The sequence below is a fragment of the Frankia gtarii genome, assembly GCF_025403375.1.
GTDB classification, from domain to species: domain Bacteria; phylum Actinomycetota; class Actinomycetes; order Frankiales; family Frankiaceae; genus Frankia; species Frankia gtarii.
In genome coordinates this window covers 37,622-57,122 of the sequence record NZ_JAMPTM010000007.1, presented here as the reverse complement: position 1 = coordinate 57,122, position 19,501 = coordinate 37,622, and the positions used below count along the sequence as shown (strand labels likewise).

Sequence of the window (19,501 nt, the reverse complement as noted above, 5' to 3'; positions counted from 1 at the left end):
GATCGGATACGTTGCGAGATGTGTCGGTCTCGATTGATTTGTTTTCGGATCGAACTCGGGCAGCCGGCTCGGCGCCGGCCGACGGCAGACTGCCGGTCGAACGCGAGCGGCGGGTGTTTCTGAGCCATACCGCGGAGCTGCGCCGGTTTCCGCGGGAGCGTTCGTTCGTCGCCGCCGCCGAGCGGGCCGTCGCGCTGGCGGGCGACCGGGTGATCGACATGGAGTACTTCGGCGCCAGGGACGCGGATCCGGCGGATTTCTGCGTGCGGACGGTCCGTTCGTCGGACGTCTACCTGGGGCTCATCGGATTTCGGTACGGCTCCCTGGTGACCGGGCGTCCCGAGACGTCCTACACCGAGCTGGAGTTCGACACGGCGACGCAGGCCGGGATACCCCGCCTGGTGTTCCTCCTGGACTATCTCGCCGAGGTTCCGTTCGGTGAATTCGTCGACGAGAGCCACGCGGAACGCCAGAAGGAGTTCCGAAGCCGACTGCGCGATTCCGGCATCATCACTGCCGATTTTCGTGGCGCCGGCGATCTGGAGACGGCGGTCCTCGACGCCCTGGTGAAGCTGCGGGAGAGCCAACGGCGCGTGGTCGGCATGGGCGGCGCTGCCCTGGCCACAGTCGACGGCGCTGCGGGGATCCCGCGCGCCGGCGGCCAGCATCGCCCGTGGATGCTTCCCGGCGACCGCGACGACGTCGTGCCCCGCCCGGCGCTTACCTCGGTCGTTCTCGCCGAGGTGCTCGCGAGTGCGCTGCACGTGGCGGCCGCGGTGCACGTGGCCGGCCTGGTAGGCGCGGCGAGCGGGGTGCGGCCCGGCGCCGTCCGGGGACCCGTCGTGCTGCACGGCACGGGCGGCATGGGGAAGACCACGCTGACCCGGGAGGTCTGCCGGCAACCGGAGATCGCCGAGACGTTCGGCGGTGGACTGCTCTGGGTGACCATCGGGGAGACGCTCGACGGCGCTCGACTGGCGGACCGGATCAACGATCTCAGCGAGGCGCTCTGCGGCGTCCGGCCGACCCTGTCCGACCCGGAACAGGCCGGTTTCCATCTCGGGACGCTGCTCGGCGACGAGTCCCGGCTGCTGGTCGTCGACGACGTGTGGAACCCGGCCCAGTTGCAGCCGTTCCTGCAGGGCGGGGCGGGTACCGTCCGGCTCGTCACCACCCGGCTGCGTGACCTCGTGCCCCGAGCCCGGATGATCGAGATTCCGGCGATGCTCCCCGAGGAGGCCATGACCCTGCTGCTGCGCGACCTCGGTGCGCAGGCGCCGGAGGCGGCCGGCCGGCTGCTGGGGGTGACCGGGCGCTGGCCGGTGCTGCTGCGTCTGGTCAACCGCGCGCTCGTGCGGCACGTCCGCGATGGGATGAGTGTCCCGCGGGCCGCCGAGCGGGTGCTGCGCCGGATGCACCGGCGTGGCCCGACCAGGCTCGACGTCAGCCGCGCCGCGCGGCGCAGCGAGGCCGTCGAGGCGACCCTGGCGGCCAGCCTCGGCCTGCTGACCGGGCACCGCCTGGAACGCTACCTGGAGCTCGCGGTCTTTCCCGAGGACGTGGAGATCCCGCGCCGGGTGCTCGACGCCTACTGGGGGGCCACGGGCGATCTGGACCCGGACGAGGTCGACGACCTTTGCCAGGAGCTGGCGGACCTCTGCCTGGTCGTCGCCTACCGCCGGTCCCCGCCCGCGCTGCTGCTCCAGGACGTGCTGCGCAGCTACCTGCGGGTGCGGGTCGGGTCGGAGCGCCTGCGCGAGTTCGACGCCCTGCTCTGCGACGCCCTGCGCGACACCCTCCTGCCCGCCGCGCCGCCCGAGTTCCCGCCGTCCGAGTTCCTGCCGGGTGATCCGTGGTGGCTGCTGCCGGAGTCGGCGGACTACGTGTGGACCTACCTCGTCCGTCATCTCGTCGGCGCGGGCCGCACGGCCGAGGTGGCCGCCCTGCTCGGGGATCTGCGCTGGACGCTGGCCAAGCTGGAGCGTCCGCAGTTCGGTCCGGTGGCGGTCGAGGCGGACCTCGCCCTCGCGGCGGACGTCGTGGCGGATGCGCCCGTGCTGGCCGCGCTGCGGCGGGCCGTTCTGCGCAACGCCCACCTGCTCGCCCCGACGCAGCGCCCGGAGTCGCTCGGCGCGATCCTGCTCAGCCGGCTCGATGGCAGCGCCGAACTCGACGCCGCCCGGGCCGACCTCGCGCCCCACGTCGCCAGGCCGCGGCTGACCAACCGATGGTCGCGCCCCGACCAGCCGCATCCGGCCCTGCGCCGCACGTTCAGCGGGCATCGGCGCTGGGTGAACGGGCTTGCCGTCGCCCCCGACGGGGGGTTGCTGGCCTCCGCCGGCGGCGATGGCGCCGTGCGGCTGTGGGAGGTGCCCGACGGTCGCGGCCAGGCGGTGCTGGCGGGGCACGACGGCGACGTCTCCGCCTGCGTGTTCGCACCGGACGGCCGGGCGCTCGCCTCCGTGGGAGCGGACGGGACGGTGCGGATCTGGGCGGTGCCGAGGCGGTGGGACGACGGCTCCCCGGTTCGACCTGGCCAGCCGGATCAGCCGGATCAGCCGGGGCGACCAGGCCGGTCGGCCGTGCCGCAGGTGCTGCACGGCCATCGCGGCGAGGTCACCGCCTGCACGTTCAGTCCGGACGGCGCCCGCGTCCTGTCCGCCGGTGCCGACGGGACCCTGCGCGGGTGGGATGCCTTCGGCGCGGGCCCGCTGCTGGCCGTCACACTGGCGGACGCACCGTTGCGATGCTGCGCCATGGCTCCGGACGGCCGCTGGCTCGCCGTCGCCGGCGACGACGGCGTGATCCGGATCTGCGACCCGTCGACCGGTCGCCCGACGACGACCCTGACCGGTCACGTCGGGTCCGTCCTGTCGCTGACCGTCGCGCCGGACGGCGCCTGGCTGGGATCGTCGGGCCGCGACGGCACGTTCCGCCGCTGGGCGATGCCCGCCGGCCGCCAGATCGGCCTGATCCGGGAGGATGCCGGGGCGATCCACGCCGCCGCGGTCGACCGGGCCGGCCGGCTGCTGGTGACGACGAGCCGGGAGGGCGCGATCCGGCTGTGGGACGCGCCGACCGGTGCGCACCGGGCCGACCTGTCCGGGGCGGTCGCCAGCCGGGCCTGTGCCCTCGCGCCGGATGGAACGTGGGTGGCCGCCGGTGGCCGGTACGGTGCCATCCGGCTGTGGGCCACGGACGTCGACCTGCCGAAACCGTCCGTCGGCGGGCGGGACGAACCGATGCGGGGCTGCGCCGTCTGGGAGCTGGACACCGGTGAGCGCACCGGCGTCGCGATCGGCGGCGCCGCGGACCGGGTTCGCGGCGCCGCGACCGGTCCCGACGGCGCCTGGGTGCTCGTCCCCGCGGACCTCACCACGCTGCGCCGGTGGAATCCGGTGACGGGCGCCGTCCTGGGAACGCTGACGGCCGACGCCGAGATCGTCGGCTTCGCCCTCGACCCCACCGGCTCCTGGGCCGTCGCCGCCTGCCGGGACGGCACGCTGCCGCGGTGGGACGCCACCACCGGACGCCCGCTGCCGCCGCTGGCCACCTCGTCCGCGGCGCGCAGTGCCGTTGATGCATGTTCGGTCAGCCCGGACGGACGCTGGGTCGCCGCGGGGGGAAAGGGTCGGACCGTGCAGCTGTGGCAGGCCGCGACCGGCCGGCTACACCGTGAGCTGGCCGGGCACACCGATACCATCCTCGGCGTCGCGTTCTCCCCTGACGGTGGACTGCTGGCCTCCGCCGCGGCCGACCACACCGTGCGGATCTGGCAGGTCGACGACGGCGCGCCCGTCGCGACGCTGACCGGCCACCTGCACACCGTGCGCTCGGCCCGGTTCTCCCCGGACGGGGCCTGGCTGGCCACGGCGGGCGGCGACGGTGCGTTGCTCGTCTGGGACGCGACGATCTGGACCTGCGCCGCCGTGATGCGTTTCGACGGCGGGGCCCGCGACTGCGCCTGGCTGCCACCCGAGCTCGGCGGCGGCATCATCCTGGCCTGCTCGGCCGGCCTGCACCGCTACGACCTCGACACCTGACCGCCGGGCTATCGATCACCCCCTTCGGCCGGATCATCGTGGGCATCAAGGCCATTGTGAATTGTGAAGTGCCCCATGACGACGCTGACGCCGCTCACGTGAAGGACAGGACCACGCGATCCTCCACGGGCTCGTACCCGAGCCGCTGATACAGACCATTGCTCGTCCGGTTGGCCAGATCGGTGAACAGCAGGACCTCCTTCGCCCCCGCGTCCAGCGCTGCCCGGCTCACCGCCGCGGTGACAGCCCCGGCATACCCTCGTCGGCGGGTATGCGGCGGGGTGTAAACCGGGCCGACGCGGACCATATCGGCCACGCTGCGAGTAAGTCCTGCCATCGAGACCGGCACCCCGTCGACCTCCCACAACGTAAGACCGCCATGCAGGAAGGCGCCGTCGACGTCGCCGCCGTCCGACCGCCAACAACCGAACAGCGGAACCGCGTCCCCGAACACAGCGCCGTTGCCCGCGCGCAAGGTCTCGGCGACAGTTGCCAACACCGTGTTCTCCGTCAGCCGCGACAGCAGAAAACCACCCGCCACCGCGAGATACGTCTCGACGTCCTCCGTCATGAACCAGACCACGCCTTTATAGTCCCGGCTGTCATTCCCCAGCGCACCTGATTTTCCACGGCGACGGTCGCCGGAGGGCACGGGCCGGTGCTTCGTGAAGCTGCGCGACGCAGTGATGGCCGCCGGCTGGTTGAGCGCCGCGGCCAGCTCCGGCCTGCCGGGCAGCACCTCCTGGGTCGGTCTCGATACAGCGCGCGGTGGGGATCGACCTGGCGAGCGGTACCGGCATTTTCATCATCCGGCGTCACCGGCACCCTGTACGCGTACCTGTTGCGGTCGGCGGGACGCGAGGTGGCGCAGACCGCGGCGAACGAGGTTCAGGCGGCGGTGCGTTCGCTGACGGGCCGGCGGCGCAGGCTCGCCTGCTGGAGAGCCGGCGGCACGTAGGCCTGGTCGAGCGTGCCGACGTCGGTGCCCGGCGGGACGATCTCGTCGATCCGGTCGAGGATGTCGTCGGTGAGTGCCACGTCGATGCCGGCGAGAAGGTCGTCGAGGTGGCTCATTGTGCGCAGCCCGGCGATCGCGCTGGTCACGCCGGGATGCGCGATTGCGAACGCCATGGCGAGGTGGGTCAGCGGCAGGCCCGCCTCCTCGGCGAGCGAGATGAACTGCTCGACGGTGTCGAGACGGCGCTCGTCGTTGAGGTGCCTGAAGAAGCCGGCGCGGCGCAGTTCGTTCTGCTGACCCCTGCGGACGCGCCCCGTGAGCAGTCCCTGCCCGAGCGGGCCCCACACCAGCGTACCCATTCGATAGCGCTGAGCGACTGGCAGTACCTCGCGTTCGATACCGCGGTTGAGCAGCGAGTACGGCGGTTGCTCTGTGTGGAACCGTGTCAGCCCACGCCGCTCGGCGACCCACTGGGCTTCGATGATGTCGGACGCCGGCATCGTGGACGTCCCGATCGCACGGACTTTCCCGTTGTGGATCAGGTCGGAGAGCGCGGACAGCGTCTCCTCGATGTCCGTGCCGGGGTCCGGCCGGTGGATCTGGTAAAGGTCGATGTGGTCGGTCTGCAGGCGGCGCAGCGAGTTCTCGACCGCGGTCACGATCCAGCGCCGCGAGGTGCCCTGTTGATTGGGGTCGTCGCCCATCGGGCGGCTCACCTTGGTCGCGAGGACGACATTGTCCCGTCGCCCCTTGAGTGCCTTGCCGACGACCTCTTCGGAGTCGCGGTAGGCGTCGGAGGTATCGATGAGGTTGATTCCCGCGTCCAGCGCCTTGTGGATGATGCGGGCCGAGTCGTCGGGGTCGGGGTTACCGATGGACGTGGCGAACATCAACGTGCCGAGCGCATAGGGGCTGACCCTGATACCGGTCCGGCCGAGCGTGCGGTACTGCATGCAACATCTGCCCTTTCTCCGCAAAAAGATCGTCTCTCGCACCCGCGGGGCGCCGCCGGTCCGGCGGTCCGGCGGTCCGGCTTCCAGCGTGCGGCGGTGCGGGCGCCAGCGGGAGAGACGTCCTTATCCGGGGACGGGCAGTCCCTGGCTGCGTCCGGCGTCCCGGGCATGGTGGAGGTGTGGACAGAACCGAACTCGCCGACTTCCTGCGCCACTGCCGTGCCCGACTCGCCCCTGCCGACGTGGGGCTGTCGCAGGGTGCGCGGCGTCGCACCCCGGGACTGCGCCGCGAGGAGGTGGCGCAGCTGGCGGACATGTCCACCGACCACTACACGCGGCTGGAGCAGGCCAGGGGCTCACGCCCGTCCCGCCAGATGCTCGCCGCCGTCGCCCGCGCGCTGCGGCTGACCGGCGACGAACGGGACCACCTGTTCCATCTGGCCGGCGAGGAGCCCCCACGCAGCCAGCCGACCACCGGGCATGTCCGCCCCGGCCTGCTTCTCCTCCTCGACCGGCTGACCGACACTCCCGCCCAGGTGATGAGCGACCGCGGCGACATCCTCGCGCAGAACGCGATGGCCAAGGCGCTCTACGGTGACGCGTCCGCCCGCCCCGAGGCGGAGCGCAACGTCGCCTGGCGCTACTTCACGGACCCCGCCGCGCGGGAACTCTTCCCGGCCGAGGACCGTGACCGTGGCGCCCGCGCAGCAGTGGCGGATCTGCGCGCCACACTCGCCCGCCGCCCGGACGACACGCGGCTGGCAGCGCTCGTATGCCGGCTGCGCGCCCGCAGCGAGGAGTTCTCGGCGCTGTGGGACACCCACCACGTCGCCGTGCGCCGCGCCGGCACCAAACACTTCCTGCACCCGGTCGTCGGCCTCCTGGAGCTGGACTGCGAGGTACTGCTGAACCCGGAGCACGACCAGCGGCTGATCGTCTACACCGCCCGTCCGGGCAGCAGATCCTACGAGCGGCTGGAACTGTTGCGCGTGGTCGGCCTCCAGGACCTCTCGACGCGCGCTACATGATCGGCACAGTGCGGGTGGCGAGGGGGAGCACGGGTTGGCCGTCGATGTCGCGGACACCTTCGAGCAGGACGTTGACGAGGATCGGGCCGCGGTCGGTGACGGTGACGGTGACCCTCTTGCGCAGCCCGATCGGATCGGTGCTCTGTGCTTGGGCGAAGCGCTCGAGGCCCTCGAGTGCCTCGGCGGGGATCACGTCGGGGGTGTCCTGCGTGTCGAGCTGCAGGAACAACGCGTCCTGATAGCGGAAGTGGAAGTAGGTACGGCCGTAGCGGCGGCGCCAGGTCCGCAGCTGGAAGTCGGAGGAGACGTCGTGGTTGCCGGGCACGTGGAACACGTCGGTGTTCATCCGGGCGAACATGGTGTCGATCTGGGCCCATTGCGTGTCCAGCTCGGCCTGGTCATTGGTATAGCTCTCGATCATGTCACCGAGCTGGATGGCGAAGCTGGGCGCCAGCAGGTCGGTCACGGCCAGGCCGCGTTCGAAGACGCCGGGCCGAGCGCCACCGGTGCGGTCGGAGATCAGTACGAAGCTGAACCGGTGGGCGGAGGTGGGCAGGCCGAGCCCGCTCCAAGGGTTGGGACCGTCCTGGATGTCGAGAAGCAGCCCGGGCGGGAGGGGCGGTGTGTCAGTCATGGACGGTCTTTTTTTCCAGCAGGGGGATCAGCTCGCCGAGGTCGTCGATGACGATCTCGGCGCCGGCAGCGAACAGCCGCTCGGGTTGGCAGTAGCCACCGGAGACTCCGATGGCGGTGTAGCCGGCATCCACCGCGCAGACCATGTCGTATTCGGTGTCGCCGACGTAGACGGCTCGGACCCGCTCGCCGCGTCGCGACGCGAGGGTGGTGAGCTTGTCGACGATTCCGGCGTCGACGGTGTGCAGCAGGTCGTCGAGCTGTAGGTGCTTGAGGTCCATCCAGACGGTTTCCGCGGCGGCGGCGGACACGACGCCGACCCGCGCTCCGCGGGCACGCAGCGTTTCCAGGAGCGCTCCGGCCCCGGCGCGGGCTGGGGAGGTGGTGGCGGCCATGAGGTGGTTCCACTGCCGCTCGGCGCTCGGCGCCTCGTCGGTCGGCACGCCCAGCGCGGTGAACATGACCCCGAGGGGGAGGCAGAACTCGCGGCTGAACTCCTCGGCCGATATCGCCGCCAGCCCGCGCCCGGTCAGCACCGTGTTGGTGGCGGCCTGGGCCCGGTCCGCGTCGGCCACGATCGTGCCGTTCCAGTCGAAAAGCACCAGCAGGTCACCCATGGTGGCCTCGATGCCCGCGCAGGCGTGCCGGCTCCTCGGGTGGTCGCCGTCGAGAGGGTGGTCGCCGTCGAGGAGATGGTCGCCGTCGAGGGGGTGTTCGCGGCTCACTGGGCTCCTGCCATGGCCAGTTCGCCGCCGAGTTCGGCGACGGTGCCCAGACGTCGATCCTGCTCGCCGGCGAAGACGTGCACGTCGTTCGGTGCGCAGCTCAGGTCGACGGCGGCGCCGAGCGGGGGCTGCTCGCCGGAGCGGCAGCGCACGGCGAAGGTGCGGCGGGGGCCGGGAGTGTCGAGTTCGACGTGCACCACCCGGTCGGCCCCGTTCGGTTCGATCAGGGCGACGCGTCCGCGGGCGCGCCAGTCGAGGTCGACGTCCCCTGCGGTGAAGTGCAGACGTTCGGGCCGCACGCCGAGGGTGACCGGCCCGTCCACCCGCAGCCGCCGCGCGCCGAACACCGACGAGCCGTCCTCGCCCACCGGGGCCAGGTTCATGGGCGGGCTGCCGACGAACGACGCGACGAACACGGTGGCTGGCACCGCGTACAGCTCGTCCGGGGTGCCCACCTGCTCGACCGTGCCGTGGTTGACGATGGCGACCCGGTCGGCCATGGCCATGGCGTCGACCTGGTCGTGGGTGACGTTCACCCCGGTGGCGTTCACCGAGCGCAACAGCTCGGCGATCTCGACGCGCAGCGCGGCGTGCAGCTGGGCGTCCAGGCCGGACAGCGGTTCGTCGAGCAGCACGACGCCCGACCTGCGGGCCAGCGCCCGGGCCAGCGCGATGCGCTGGCGCTGGCCACCGGACATCTCCCGCGGCTTGCGGTCCAGCAGATGCTCGACCTGCATGCGGGTGGCCACGTCGTGGGCCCGCGCCCGTGCCTCCTGCTTGGACAGCTTGAGGCCGTACCGCAGGCCGAGGGTGATGTTGCCCAGCGAGGACAGATGCGGGTAAAGGGCGAAGTGCTGGAACACGATCGCCATGTCGCGGCGGTGGGCCGGAACGGCGCGCTGGTCCACGCCGTCCACGGTCAGCGTCCCGGAGTCATGCGTCTCGAGTCCGGCGATGACCCGCAGCAGGGTGGACTTGCCCGACCCGGACGGGCCGAGGATCGCCACCTGCTCGCCGTCGGCGATCGACAGGTCGATCGCGTCCAGGGCCTTGACCGTGCCGAAGTTCTTCTCGACTGCGCGCAGTTCCACGGTGGGCATCGGTCCTCACTTCCCGACAAGCTTGTTGACCTGGCGGACCGCCGAGGCCACCGTCGTCTGCGGATCGGCACCGGTGGACAGCTGCTGGGTCGTGGTGGTCAGCGTGTCGAAGATCTGCTTCGTCGCACTGCCCTTGAACCCGCCCCAGACCGACAGCGGCTTGTCGTAGGACCAGGCGTACTTCAGCTGCGGGGTCGCGGTCGATCCGGCCAGCAGCTCGGTCGCGGCGTCGGAGTTCACCGGGATGTAGCTGTAGCCGGTGCCGCTGGCGGCCAGGGAGATGTCCTTGCTGAGCATCAGCGAGATCATCGCGTTGGCGTAGGCGGCCTTGCACGGGTCCTGGGACAGCACGAGCCAGCCGTTGCCGCCGGCGGGCAGGGGGCCGGCGTCGGTGCCGTTGAGGGTCGGCAGGTCGACCGGCATCCACTGGAACTTCGAGCCGACGCCCTTTCCGATGGTGGCCACGATCGAGGTCGTGTAGGCCATGAACGGCAGGTTGCCGGCCATGAACTGGGCCATCGCGTCGGTGCCGCCGACGTTGAGCAGCACCTTGTCCTTGGCCAGGGTGCTCCAGATGCTCAGCGCCTTGACCCCGGTGGCGTCGCCGAACCCGGCGCTGCCATCGGCGTTGACGAATTTTCCGCCGGCGGCCTGCACGAAGCCCTGGCTGAACCAGTCGGGCAGCCCGTCGGTGGAGATGTTGATCGAGGGCTTGCCGGTCCTGGCGGTCAGCGTCTGGGCGGCCTTGATCAGTTCGGCGTAGCTGGTGATCGGCGTGCTGGGGTCGATGCCGGCGTTCTTCAGGGCCGTCTGGTTGACCAGCAGCACCGGGGCCGAGATCTGGAACGGCGCGATGTAGACCTTGCCGTTGGCGGTGCCGGCAGCCAGGAACTGCTTCTGGTAGCCGGCGGGCAGCGTGCTCTGGTCGATCTCGGCCGGGTGGTAGCTGTCGACCCAGAAGGTCAGCTGGGACAGCCCGGTGTTGATCAGGTCGTCGGGCTTGCCCACGGCGGCGTCGGAGACGACCTGCTTGGTCAGATCGTTGTAGGAAGCGGTCGCCGAGGCCTTGGCGTCGAACTTCAGGCCCGGGTACTTCTGCTGCATCGCGGTGACGGCGAGCTTCACCGCGGGCGCGGACTGCGGGCCGAAGTTGAGCTTGAGGGTGACGCCGTCGGGCTTGCAGTTGGCCAGGTCGGCGGCCTTGGCGACGGTGCCCGTCAGCGCTGGGCCGCCTGCGCCGGCAGTCGAGCCGGAGCCGCTGCCGCAGGCGGCGAGAGTCAGCGCGGTGACCGCGGCCAGTGCCGCGGTGCCGAGCAGAGAACGACGAGTGGACATGACAGACCTACTCCTTGGGTTCGGCGAGGAGTTCCGTGGGGGCGAGCGGAGGTGAATGCGAAGTCGTGGACCGCTTGGCGCGGTTCGGCGGTTCGGCGGTTCGGCGGATCGGGGACGGTCAGCCGGCGATTTCGCCGCCGGCCATGCCCTGGACAAAGCGGCGCTGGGCGAACAGAAAGAGAATCAGGATGGGTGCGGTGACGATGGCCGCGCCGGCGGCCAGGGCCGAGTAGTCGAAGCCGATGTCGGCCTGCTGGAACACCGCGAGCCGCAGTGGGGGAGTGGCCAGGTCGGGGCTGCGGGCCACCAGTAGCGGCCAGAGGTAGTCGTTCCAGTGGGTGAACACCGAGAAGACCGCGAAGGCGGCGATCGAGGGCATGGACATCGGCACGACGACCCGCAGCAGGGTGCGCCATGGGCCGAGCCCGTCGGTCCTGGCCGCGTCGAGCAGCGCGTCGGGGATGGAGAGCATCTGCTGGCGGAGCAGGAAGATGCCGAACGCGCTGCTGTAGAACGGCAGTACGAGCCCGATCCGGGTGTCACCCAGCCCGAAGATGTTGATGCCGATGAACGTGGGCACCATGGTGGCCTGGGTCGGGATGAGCAGGCAGGCCAGCACGACCCCGAACAGGACGCCGCTGCCCCTGAACCGGATCTTGGCGAAGGCGTAGGCGGCGGGCACGCACGTGATCAGCTGCAGCAGCAGGATCGCGCCGGTGATGATGAGCCCGTTGAGCAGTGCCTGACCGAGATTGGCCTTGTTCCAGGCGCGGGCGAAGTTGCCGAAGTCCAGGTGCGAGGGCCAGAAGCCCAGCCCGTCGGCGAGCTGCTGGCTCTGCGGGGCGAGCGCGGTCCGCAGCATCCAGTAGAAGGGGAACAGCGAGATAACGACGGCGATGAGTACCAGCAGCCATTTGATCAGCCGCGCGGGAACTGGGCTGGTGGTCATCGCTGCTCCGCCGAGAACGCGCGGCGGCGGATCAGTCCGATGCCGATGAGCACCGCGATCAGCACGAACGACAGAGCCGACGCCTTACCGAGCTGGAAGTACGAGAAACCGACCTTCCAGGTGTAGGTGAGGACGGTCTCCGAGGACTCCTGGGGACCGCCCTGGGTCATCACGTTGATCTGGTCGAAGGCCTGGATGGAGGTGAGGATCGAGAGCACCGTGGCGAAGACGATCGTCGGCTTCATCATCGGTAGGATCAGCGTGCGCAGCTTGGCCCAGCCGCGGATGCCCTCGGCCGCCGCTGCTTCGTGGATCGCCCCGGGGATGGTGGTGAGCCCGGCCAGGAACAGCAGCATGGTCAGCGAGACACCGCGCCAGACCCCGACGAGGGCCACCGAGATCAGCGAGTACCGGGTGTCGTTGAGCCAGTTGACCGGCGCGATACCGATCCAGGCGAGCGCCTGGTTGGCGAACCCGCCCTGCAGGGCGAAGATCCACTTGAAGACCACGGCCATCGCGACCAGGTTGGCCGTCATCGGCAGGAACAGCGCGGTCCGCACCAGGGTCCGACCGTGTCGCAGGCTCTCGGCCAGCAGCGCGAGCAGCAGTCCGAGGACCAGGCTCGGGATGATCGTCATCGCGCAGTACAGCAGGGTGTTCTCGATCGCCCGGTGCGCGGCCGGGTCGCCGAACACGGACGTGTAGTTGTCGAAGCCGACCCACTTCCAGTTCGCGCCGGGGGCGAGCGGGATGGCGAAGAAGCTGCCGATGAAGGAGAGCAGCGCCGGCAGCAGGACGAACAGCCCGATGCCGCTCATCGCCGGGGCGACGAAGACGTAGGGCGTCGCGCGGGTGCGGTTGGGGTCGATGGGCTTGATGGGTTTGTCGGCCGCGGCCGGCGACGGCATCGGTTTGTCGAGGATGGTCGTCATATCAGGGCGCTTCGTTCGATGGCGGTGACCACGCCGTCGACCGCGATGGCGATGATCAGCTCGTCGGTGACGGCCACCGGCGCCGCGACCGGGGCGCCGACGTTCACCTCGGCCAGCCGCTTGCCCGACGCGGCATCGAGGGTGTAGATGCGCCCGTCGAGGCCGGAGACCAGCAGCCGCACCGAGCCGTCCTCGACCGGGACGGGTACCGGTCCGGCGAACAGCACCTGCGGAGTGCGGGTGTAGCTGGCCATCGCGAGCTCGGAGGCCGACTCCATCGGCGTGCGCCATCGGACCGAGCCGTCGGCCCGGTCGAGCAGCACGACGTCGGTGCCGGCGAAGACGGTCGCGATGCCGTCGGGGACCGAGGCCGGGGTGGCCGGGCTGAACGGCAGCTCGGCGGTGAGCTTCCAGCGGCCCGCGCCGGTGCGGGCGTCGATGGCCGACAACCCCGACGGGGTCGGTACGCACAACATGTCGCTGGCCTGGTCGTGGAGCGGGGTGCCGATGGGCCAGAGGCTGCCGATGAGGTCGGTGAGGTCGCCGCCGAGCTGCCAGGTGACCTCGCCGGTGTGCAGGTCGAGGCCGGCGATGCCGATCGGTGACGGGAAGTTGCAGAGGATGATGGTGGCGCCGAGCGCGAGCGGGTTCGAGTGCGAGACCAGCGTCTGGTACGAGCACAGGTCGGTGCGCTCCCAGCGCAGCTCGCCGGTGTCGGCGTCCAGGGCCCGCACGTGGGACAGGTCGCCGACGATGAGGATGCCGTCGGCGATCACCGGATCGGCCCAGGCGAACAGCCGCAGCGGGTCCGGTGACGGGATCCGCCAGCGTTCGGCGCCGGTCTCGGCGTCCAGGCTGACGACGTCGCCGCTCACCTCGACGGCGATGACGTGACCGTGGTGGGTCACCGGCGTGCCCTTGATCGAGGCCCGCAGTTCGGCCTGCCACAGCTGGGATCCGTCGCGCAGCGACAGCACCTCGACCGCGCCCGAGGGGAGGTCCTCGCGCTTGGCGCCGGCGATGACCCGGTCGCCCTCGACGCGGACCGGCGCCCGGTGACCGGCTCCGGAGAGCTGGTGGCGCCAGCGCACGACCGCGTCACCCTCGGCGGCGTCACCCTCGGCGGCGTCACCCTCGGCGGCGTCACCCTCGGCGGCGCGCAGGCGGATCGCCGCCGGCATCGCGAAGGTGGCCCGCTCCAGGCCGGTGCGGGCGACGGCCCGTGTCTCCAGGCCGAGCTGCTCGCCGTCCCAGCGCACGATCCGGTACGACGGCGGCGAGTAGTCCAGCCCGGCGAACAGCGGCGTCGGGGTGTTGACGTGGATCGTCCTGCCAAGGCGAATCACCCGGGAGGTGTGCCGGTGCCCGGAGAAGGTGGCTACCGGGTCGCTGGGCAGCCCGTCAAGAATGGAGGTCCAGGGCTGGTCGTGGCTGAGCAGGATCCACGGCGTGTTCGGCCCGATCTCCTCGAGGTCGGCCCGCAGCCAGGCGTCCTGGGCCGCGTCGTCGAGGCCGAGTTCGTGGGTGTGCCAGTCGAGTGCCACCACGTGCAGGCCCGGCAGGTCGAAGGAGAACCAGCGGGGACCGAGGTTGCGTTCGTAGCCGCTCGGCTCGCCGGTGTTGATCGCGTAGTTGTTTCGACTGACGACGAATCCGACTTCGCCGCCGCCGGCCATGTGGTCGTGGTTTCCGGGCAGCACGTGCACCGGCAGGATCGAGGTGTCGACCGCCCGGCGCAGCGCGTCGAACTCGGCGTCGCTGCCCAGGTCGGTGAGGTCGCCGGTGGCGATCACCGACTGCACCTCGGCCGCCCGCTCGGGCAGCCCGCGCAGGAACAGGCTCAGCGCGTCCTGAGAACCGATCTCCGAGCCCGGCGGGTAGAACTTCGTGCCGTTGTCGACCGAGACGTGCAGGTCCGAGACGTGCACGAACCGGTAGACGCCACTGTCGGCGGTCTCGCCCGGGGTGAGGGTGAAGGTGACGTCGGTGGTGGTAGCCGGAACGAACCACGGGGTCGCGGTGAAGCCGGCCGGGCGGGTGAGGAACACGAACGGCCCGGTGGGGGTCAGGCTGAACATGCCGTCGGTGCCGGTGCGAGTGATTGTCTGGCCGTCGCTGATCATCACGTTGGGGACGGGCTCCCCCCGTGCGCCGAGCACTTTTCCTTGCATTGCTTCTCCCTCTCGCTGCTTTCGGGCAGCACGGCATGGCCGTTGGGGTCACGGCGGTCGGCGGAACTGGTTGGGTGCAGCGGGGGTTACACGCGGTGTTACAGGCGGTGTTACAGGCGGTGTTCGATGAGGATGTCGGCGGTCTCGGCGAGGGCGAGCTGGGCGTTGGGCTGGCGCAGGGCCAGCAGCACGAACAGCGCGTCGAGAATGGTCAGGTGGACGATGCGGCTGGTCATCGCCTCGATGCGATAGGCGGTTTCTCGACTTCCGGCCACGAGCACGTGATCGACGAGCTCGGTGAGCGGTGAGGTGGCGAAGCTGGTCAGCGCCACGGTCGCGGCGCCCGCGGCGGCGGCGGCACGGACGGTGGCCAGGGTCTCGACGGTCGAGCCGGTGTGGCTGATCGCGAAGCACAGATCCTCGGCGGTGAGCATCCGAGCCGTGACGTGCTGGATGTGCACGTCGGCGGCGAAGGATGCGTCGAGTCCGATGGTGGTGAAGCGGTAGGCGACGTCGCCAGCGAGCGAGGCCGAGGTACCGACGGCGGCGAAGACGATGCGACGGGCGTCACCGAGCAACTCGGCGACCTGCCCCATCGCCTCGGAGTTGACCGACTGGGCGGCCGACTGCAGGGCATTGGCCGCGCCGGAGAGGACCTTGCTGGTCACCTCGGCCGGACCGTCGCCCGGCTCGATCTCGTCGAGCAGCTGTCGCTCGGCCGGGATCGACTCGCGGGCCAGCGCCAGCTTCAGCTCCTGGAAGCCCCGCAGACCCAGCGCCTGGCAGAACCGCACCACCGTCGCCGGGGAGCTTCCGGCGATCTGGGCCAGGTCGCTGACCGACAGATGCACGACCCCGACCGGGTCGGACAGGATGGCTCGGGCGACACGCTGCTCGGCCGCCGACAGCGACGCGGAGTGGGCGCGGACGTGCTCCATGATCGGGCCGAAGGAGCCAGTCGAGCCAGTCGAGCCGGGCGAGCCGGGCGAGCCGGGTGGCGCGTCACCCGCGAGTCCGGGCTGGGTGGTGTTCTGTGGGGTCATGGTCACGAATTTCACGCTAAGACCCGCCCCGGAACATTCGATCGTGGCCAGGTGAAGGACGGATGAACGTTTCACCTGGATCGATAGGTCGGAACCACGTTTCATAACGTCGAAGTCTCGATGCGTTCGACCCGCGTCACTGCCGGTGCGTGCACAGCGACTGCACTCGCTGTCACTGGCCGCAGCGTGGCATCCTCAACATGAGCAGCAAGATCATCTTGTTGCGGATCGAGGACCCGGCCAGCCTTCCGGCGGAGCCGCTCATCACCGCGGTCACCTTGGTCGAGCTTTCGGCCCGGCCGCTGGTCGCGACGACGGATGGGGAGCGCGCCGCCCGCCAGGCTCATGTTCAGCAGGCGGAGGCCGACTTCGACGCGCTGCCTTTCGACCCGCTGCCTTTCGACCCGCTGCCTTTCGACCCGCTGCCTTTCGACGCGCCGGCGGCGCGGGCGTTCGGGCGGGTGGCGGCCGCACGGCGGCGGGCCGGCCGCAAGTCTTCAGCCCGCGCGTATGACGCCACCAGGATCGCAGCCACGGCCCCGCCCAATGATCTTCCGGTGTACACGTGTAATCCCGGGCATGATGACAGATTGTGGTGAGGTGGATGGGGCTCGAATCCGCGGTCGACGGCTTACGAGTCCGCGGCTCGGGGGCGTAGCCGGATCGCGGTGCCGGCCACGACCTGCCAGACCTCGTCGGAGGCGGCGGCGAGCTCGGCGTTGAGGAGACCGAGGGCGTCGCGGAATCGTCGGCCGGCGGCCGACGCCGGCACCACCCCGGAGCCGACCTCGTCGGTCACTGCGACCACGCGGCGCGCGGTGTGCCGCCACGCCTCGACCAGCTCACCCACCCGTGTCGCTAGCTCCGCCGGGTCGTCGAGCAGCGCGGCGACCCACAGCCCGACGCCGTCGACGAGCAGCGGCGGCCCCGGCGAGCGCAGCAGCGGCACCAGATCGAGGGTCTCCACGGTCGTCCACGCCGCTGGTCGGCGCTCGCGGTGCGCGGCGATCCGCGCCGACCACTCGGCGTCCGTGGCGTCCGGGGGCGCGGACGTGGCGACATACACCACCGCCGGCTCGGCGAGCAGCCGGCGTTCCGCCTCGGCGGACTTCCCCGACCGGGCCCCACCGGTGATCAGTACCCGGTGCGGCGGGGGCTGCGCGGCGGGACTCGCGGGCTGCGTGGCGGGCGCGGGGGACTGGACGAGCCGGAGCGGCGCGCGAGGCGTGAGGTCGAGGACGGCGCCGTCGCCGGGAGCCTGCGCGCCGAGCAAAGCGAGCCGGCGGGCCAGCTCGTCCCCGGGCGGGTTGCGGTGGCTGAGGTGGACGGCGAGCACCCGGGTGCCGTCGACCACGGCGCCGCGGCGGCGCAGCTCCGCGACGACCTCGGCGAAGGAGGCCAGGTCGAGATGCTCGCCGAAGCCCGGCCGATCCCCGTTGTTCTCCTCCAGCAGCACCACGTCGTACGCCCGGCCGGTCACCGCGGCGAGCGTCGGTGCGGGCAGCGGCGCGGCGGTGTCGCAGCCGTAGAGCAGCCGGCCGCCGTCGGGGGCGGTGACGTCGTAAAGGACCGCCGGGCCGATGCTCGCGTCGCCGTGCCGGGCGGCCAGCGGGCGCACGAGGTACCCGGCGTCGCCCGCGCCGAGGCGCAGCGGACCATCGACTGGCGACCCGCCACCCGCCGTTGCCGGGACGAATCGCAGGTCGGAGCCCTCCCGTGCCGGGTCGGCGCCCTCCCAGCGGGTCAGGAACTCGCGGCACACCGCCAGCGCCGCGGGCGGCCCGACGACGTCGAGCGGCCGACCGGCGGCGGACGACCACGACCGCCACATCAGACTCTCGGGGCCGAGGTGGTCGGGATGCGCGTGACTGATCAGCAGATGGCGCAGGCCGGAGAGCCGGACACCGAGCCGGGCGGCGGTCCGCGGCACGTCGGGGCCGCAGTCGAGGAGCAGGGCGTCATCGACGAGAACGGCGGTCTGGCCGCGGACCTCGTGCCTGCGTGCCCAGGCACAGGAGGCGCAGTCGCACCACGGGTTCGGCCAGCCGTCCGCCGAACCCGTGCCGAGCAGCGTCACCCGCACCGTGGGGCCCCCGTCACCGCGTCCGGATCAACCGTGCGGGTGGCGCTTGCGCTCCCATCGGGTCATCAGCGCGAGCACGGCCGCCAGCAGGAAGATGGCCACGAAGGTGACGATCACGGCAGCCCACCAGGTCAGGGGCGGGTCGTGCTCCGCGGACTCGGCGGCGAAGGCTGCGGCGTTGTAGACGGTCGTTCCCACGCGGGTTCTTCCTCCTCGACCGGATATACCGGATGTGCGCTCGACCGGATGTCCCGGGTGGTTCCGTGACCATGTCCGTCAGGGCTGACGTTACCGGCGTCGAGGACATCCTGGCGTGGGGGTCCGCATGCGCGCCAGTGGCGTGCGGCACCGAACCGTCGGTCCGCTCAGCCGATCCGCCGCGGAGCATCGGCCCTGGCGCGGGCGGCGATGGGCGGCACGCTGATCCGCGGCGCCGCGCCGACGCAGGGCACGCGGTTGGATGGGTCCACCGGTCGACCGATCGGGCGATCGCGCAAGGCGGCTGGCCGACTCGGGCCGCCCCGGTGAAGGGACCCACGCATGACCTGGACCTGGCGTTACGAGGGCGACGACGGAGTGATCGTCACGGTCGGCGGTGCGTCGAGCTCCGAATCCTTCACCAGCCAGGGCGACGCCGAGACCTGGCTCGGCGAGACGTGGCGTGACCTGCTCGAGGCGGGCGTCGTCCAGGTCACGCTGCTTGACGCCGGACGGCGCGTCTACGGCCCGATGAGCCTGCGGCCGGTCACCTGAGCCGTGCCGGGCCTGACGTGTGACGCGGTTTCGCGCGCGACGCGGTCTGCATGGGAGCGGCGCTGCCTGTCTCTTCCGCAGGGATAGACCAGACGCCGAGCCCGGTGGAAGAGACATGAAGGCGTTTTCCCACGCATCCGCCGCCGATCGCAACGGCCTGGTCATGCCTACCCGCTGGTCGCGGGCTGAACTCCGGCGATCGCGGTTGACAAGCCTGAGGCTAACGCTGTTAGCTAACGTTGCGGCTAACGGTGTTAGCTGATCCGTCGTTCCGGAGGTACAAGCTGATGACCGAGCAGCGTGACCAGGCGTCGTCCCGTCCCACCGGCGCGCACTACCTCGCGCCCGGCTGGTTCACCCGCAACGTGGCCAACCGCCTCGTGGCCCTGGTGACCCGGGCCGGCGTGAGCGTGCTGGGCAGCCGGGTGCTGGAGGTGCGCGGCCGGGCCAGCGGCCAGCCGCGGCGGACCCCGGTGAACCTGCTCACCCACGAGGGGCGGCAGTACCTGGTGTCGGCGCGCGGCCACGGGCAGTGGGTCCGCAACGTCCGCGCCGCGGGCGGCGAGCTGTATCTGTTGCGGGGGCGCTCGCGTACGCTCTACCACGCCGACGAGCTGGAGCCGGCGGACAGCGTCGCCGTGCTACGGGCCTACCTGAAGCGTTGGAAGGCCGAGGTCGGCGCCTTCTTCGACGGGATCGGGCCCGACTCCACCGACGAGGAGATCCGCCGGATCGCGCCCCGCCATCCGGTCTTCGCGCTGACCGTGGGTTGATCGGCGGCCTCGTCACCCCGGC

At 71.2% G+C, this 19,501-nt stretch carries 17 protein-coding genes; 5 read left to right on the top strand and 12 right to left on the bottom strand.

Annotated features, from left to right (window positions below):
- Positions 1-113 precede the first annotated feature (113 nt).
- Entirely contained in the window at positions 114-4,043 is a 3,930-nt protein-coding gene (locus tag NBZ83_RS02645; protein WP_261574251.1) for a DUF4062 domain-containing protein, read from the top strand.
- Between the two features lie 94 nt (positions 4,044-4,137).
- Here the strand turns inward: NBZ83_RS02645 and NBZ83_RS02640 are convergent, their stop codons facing one another.
- Together NBZ83_RS02640 and NBZ83_RS02635 are read right to left on the bottom strand one after the other, a co-directional pair.
- A complete protein-coding gene (locus tag NBZ83_RS02640) occupies positions 4,138-4,782 on the bottom strand; it encodes a GNAT family N-acetyltransferase (protein ID WP_261565879.1) in 645 nt (214 codons plus the stop codon).
- A 149-nt stretch (positions 4,783-4,931) separates the two neighbouring features.
- On the bottom strand, positions 4,932-5,954 hold the full coding sequence (locus NBZ83_RS02635; RefSeq protein ID WP_261565877.1) for an aldo/keto reductase: 1,023 nt from the start codon (positions 5,952-5,954) through the stop codon (positions 4,932-4,934).
- 179 nt (positions 5,955-6,133) lie between these two features.
- On the opposite strand from NBZ83_RS02635, the gene NBZ83_RS02630 reads away from it, so the two are divergent.
- A complete protein-coding gene (locus NBZ83_RS02630; RefSeq protein ID WP_261565875.1) occupies positions 6,134-6,982 on the top strand; it encodes a helix-turn-helix transcriptional regulator in 849 nt (282 codons plus the stop codon).
- Here NBZ83_RS02630 and NBZ83_RS02625 read toward each other — a convergent pair.
- The 8 genes from NBZ83_RS02625 to NBZ83_RS02590 all read right to left on the bottom strand — a co-directional run bounded on the left by NBZ83_RS02625 (position 6,975) and on the right by NBZ83_RS02590 (position 15,870).
- Complete coding sequence (locus NBZ83_RS02625; RefSeq protein ID WP_261565873.1) at positions 6,975-7,616, bottom strand: metallophosphoesterase family protein; 642 nt, start codon at positions 7,614-7,616, stop codon at positions 6,975-6,977. The genes NBZ83_RS02630 and NBZ83_RS02625 overlap by 8 nt on opposite strands.
- Complete coding sequence (locus tag NBZ83_RS02620) at positions 7,609-8,340, bottom strand: HAD family hydrolase (protein WP_261565872.1); 732 nt, start codon at positions 8,338-8,340, stop codon at positions 7,609-7,611. The genes NBZ83_RS02625 and NBZ83_RS02620 overlap by 8 nt, the downstream gene beginning before the upstream one ends.
- Positions 8,337-9,440: an ABC transporter ATP-binding protein gene (locus NBZ83_RS02615; RefSeq protein WP_261565870.1), complete on the bottom strand. Its 1,104-nt coding sequence runs from the start codon at positions 9,438-9,440 to the stop codon at positions 8,337-8,339. Before NBZ83_RS02615 ends, NBZ83_RS02620 begins: the two co-directional genes overlap by 4 nt.
- 6 nt (positions 9,441-9,446) lie before the next feature.
- Entirely contained in the window at positions 9,447-10,775 is a 1,329-nt protein-coding gene (locus NBZ83_RS02610; protein WP_261565868.1) for a type 2 periplasmic-binding domain-containing protein, read from the bottom strand.
- Between the two features lie 118 nt (positions 10,776-10,893).
- Positions 10,894-11,724 (bottom strand): carbohydrate ABC transporter permease, encoded by an 831-nt coding sequence (locus tag NBZ83_RS02605; protein ID WP_261565867.1) that lies wholly within the window; start codon positions 11,722-11,724, stop codon positions 10,894-10,896.
- Complete coding sequence (locus NBZ83_RS02600; protein ID WP_261565865.1) at positions 11,721-12,656, bottom strand: carbohydrate ABC transporter permease; 936 nt, start codon at positions 12,654-12,656, stop codon at positions 11,721-11,723. Before NBZ83_RS02600 ends, NBZ83_RS02605 begins: the two co-directional genes overlap by 4 nt.
- The gene (locus tag NBZ83_RS02595) at positions 12,653-14,827 is read right to left on the bottom strand and encodes an outer membrane protein assembly factor BamB family protein (RefSeq protein ID WP_261565863.1); all 2,175 of its coding nucleotides are present in this window, start codon (positions 14,825-14,827) and stop codon (positions 12,653-12,655) included. Before NBZ83_RS02595 ends, NBZ83_RS02600 begins: the two co-directional genes overlap by 4 nt.
- 110 nt (positions 14,828-14,937) lie before the next feature.
- On the bottom strand, positions 14,938-15,870 hold the full coding sequence (locus NBZ83_RS02590; protein WP_261574250.1) for a MurR/RpiR family transcriptional regulator: 933 nt from the start codon (positions 15,868-15,870) through the stop codon (positions 14,938-14,940).
- Positions 15,871-16,091: 221 nt separating this feature from the next.
- Between NBZ83_RS02590 and NBZ83_RS02585 the strand changes: the two genes are divergently transcribed.
- Positions 16,092-16,469 carry a PIN domain-containing protein gene (locus NBZ83_RS02585; protein WP_261574249.1) on the top strand — a complete coding sequence of 126 codons (378 nt, stop codon included), beginning with the start codon at positions 16,092-16,094 and terminating at the stop codon, positions 16,467-16,469.
- Positions 16,470-16,501: 32 nt separating this feature from the next.
- On the opposite strand, the gene NBZ83_RS02580 is transcribed toward NBZ83_RS02585, so the two are convergent.
- Both NBZ83_RS02580 and NBZ83_RS02575 read right to left on the bottom strand, forming a co-directional pair.
- Positions 16,502-17,953: a bifunctional adenosylcobinamide kinase/adenosylcobinamide-phosphate guanylyltransferase gene (locus NBZ83_RS02580; protein WP_261565859.1), complete on the bottom strand. Its 1,452-nt coding sequence runs from the start codon at positions 17,951-17,953 to the stop codon at positions 16,502-16,504.
- 27 nt (positions 17,954-17,980) lie between these two features.
- Positions 17,981-18,151 carry a hypothetical protein gene (locus tag NBZ83_RS02575; RefSeq protein ID WP_261565857.1) on the bottom strand — a complete coding sequence of 57 codons (171 nt, stop codon included), beginning with the start codon at positions 18,149-18,151 and terminating at the stop codon, positions 17,981-17,983.
- Between the two features lie 342 nt (positions 18,152-18,493).
- Between NBZ83_RS02575 and NBZ83_RS02570 the strand changes: the two genes are divergently transcribed.
- Together NBZ83_RS02570 and NBZ83_RS02565 are read left to right on the top strand one after the other, a co-directional pair.
- Positions 18,494-18,706 carry a hypothetical protein gene (locus tag NBZ83_RS02570; protein WP_261565856.1) on the top strand — a complete coding sequence of 71 codons (213 nt, stop codon included), beginning with the start codon at positions 18,494-18,496 and terminating at the stop codon, positions 18,704-18,706.
- A 287-nt stretch (positions 18,707-18,993) separates the two neighbouring features.
- Positions 18,994-19,479 (top strand): nitroreductase family deazaflavin-dependent oxidoreductase, encoded by a 486-nt coding sequence (locus NBZ83_RS02565; RefSeq protein ID WP_261574248.1) that lies wholly within the window; start codon positions 18,994-18,996, stop codon positions 19,477-19,479.
- Positions 19,480-19,501: the final 22 nt, after the last annotated feature.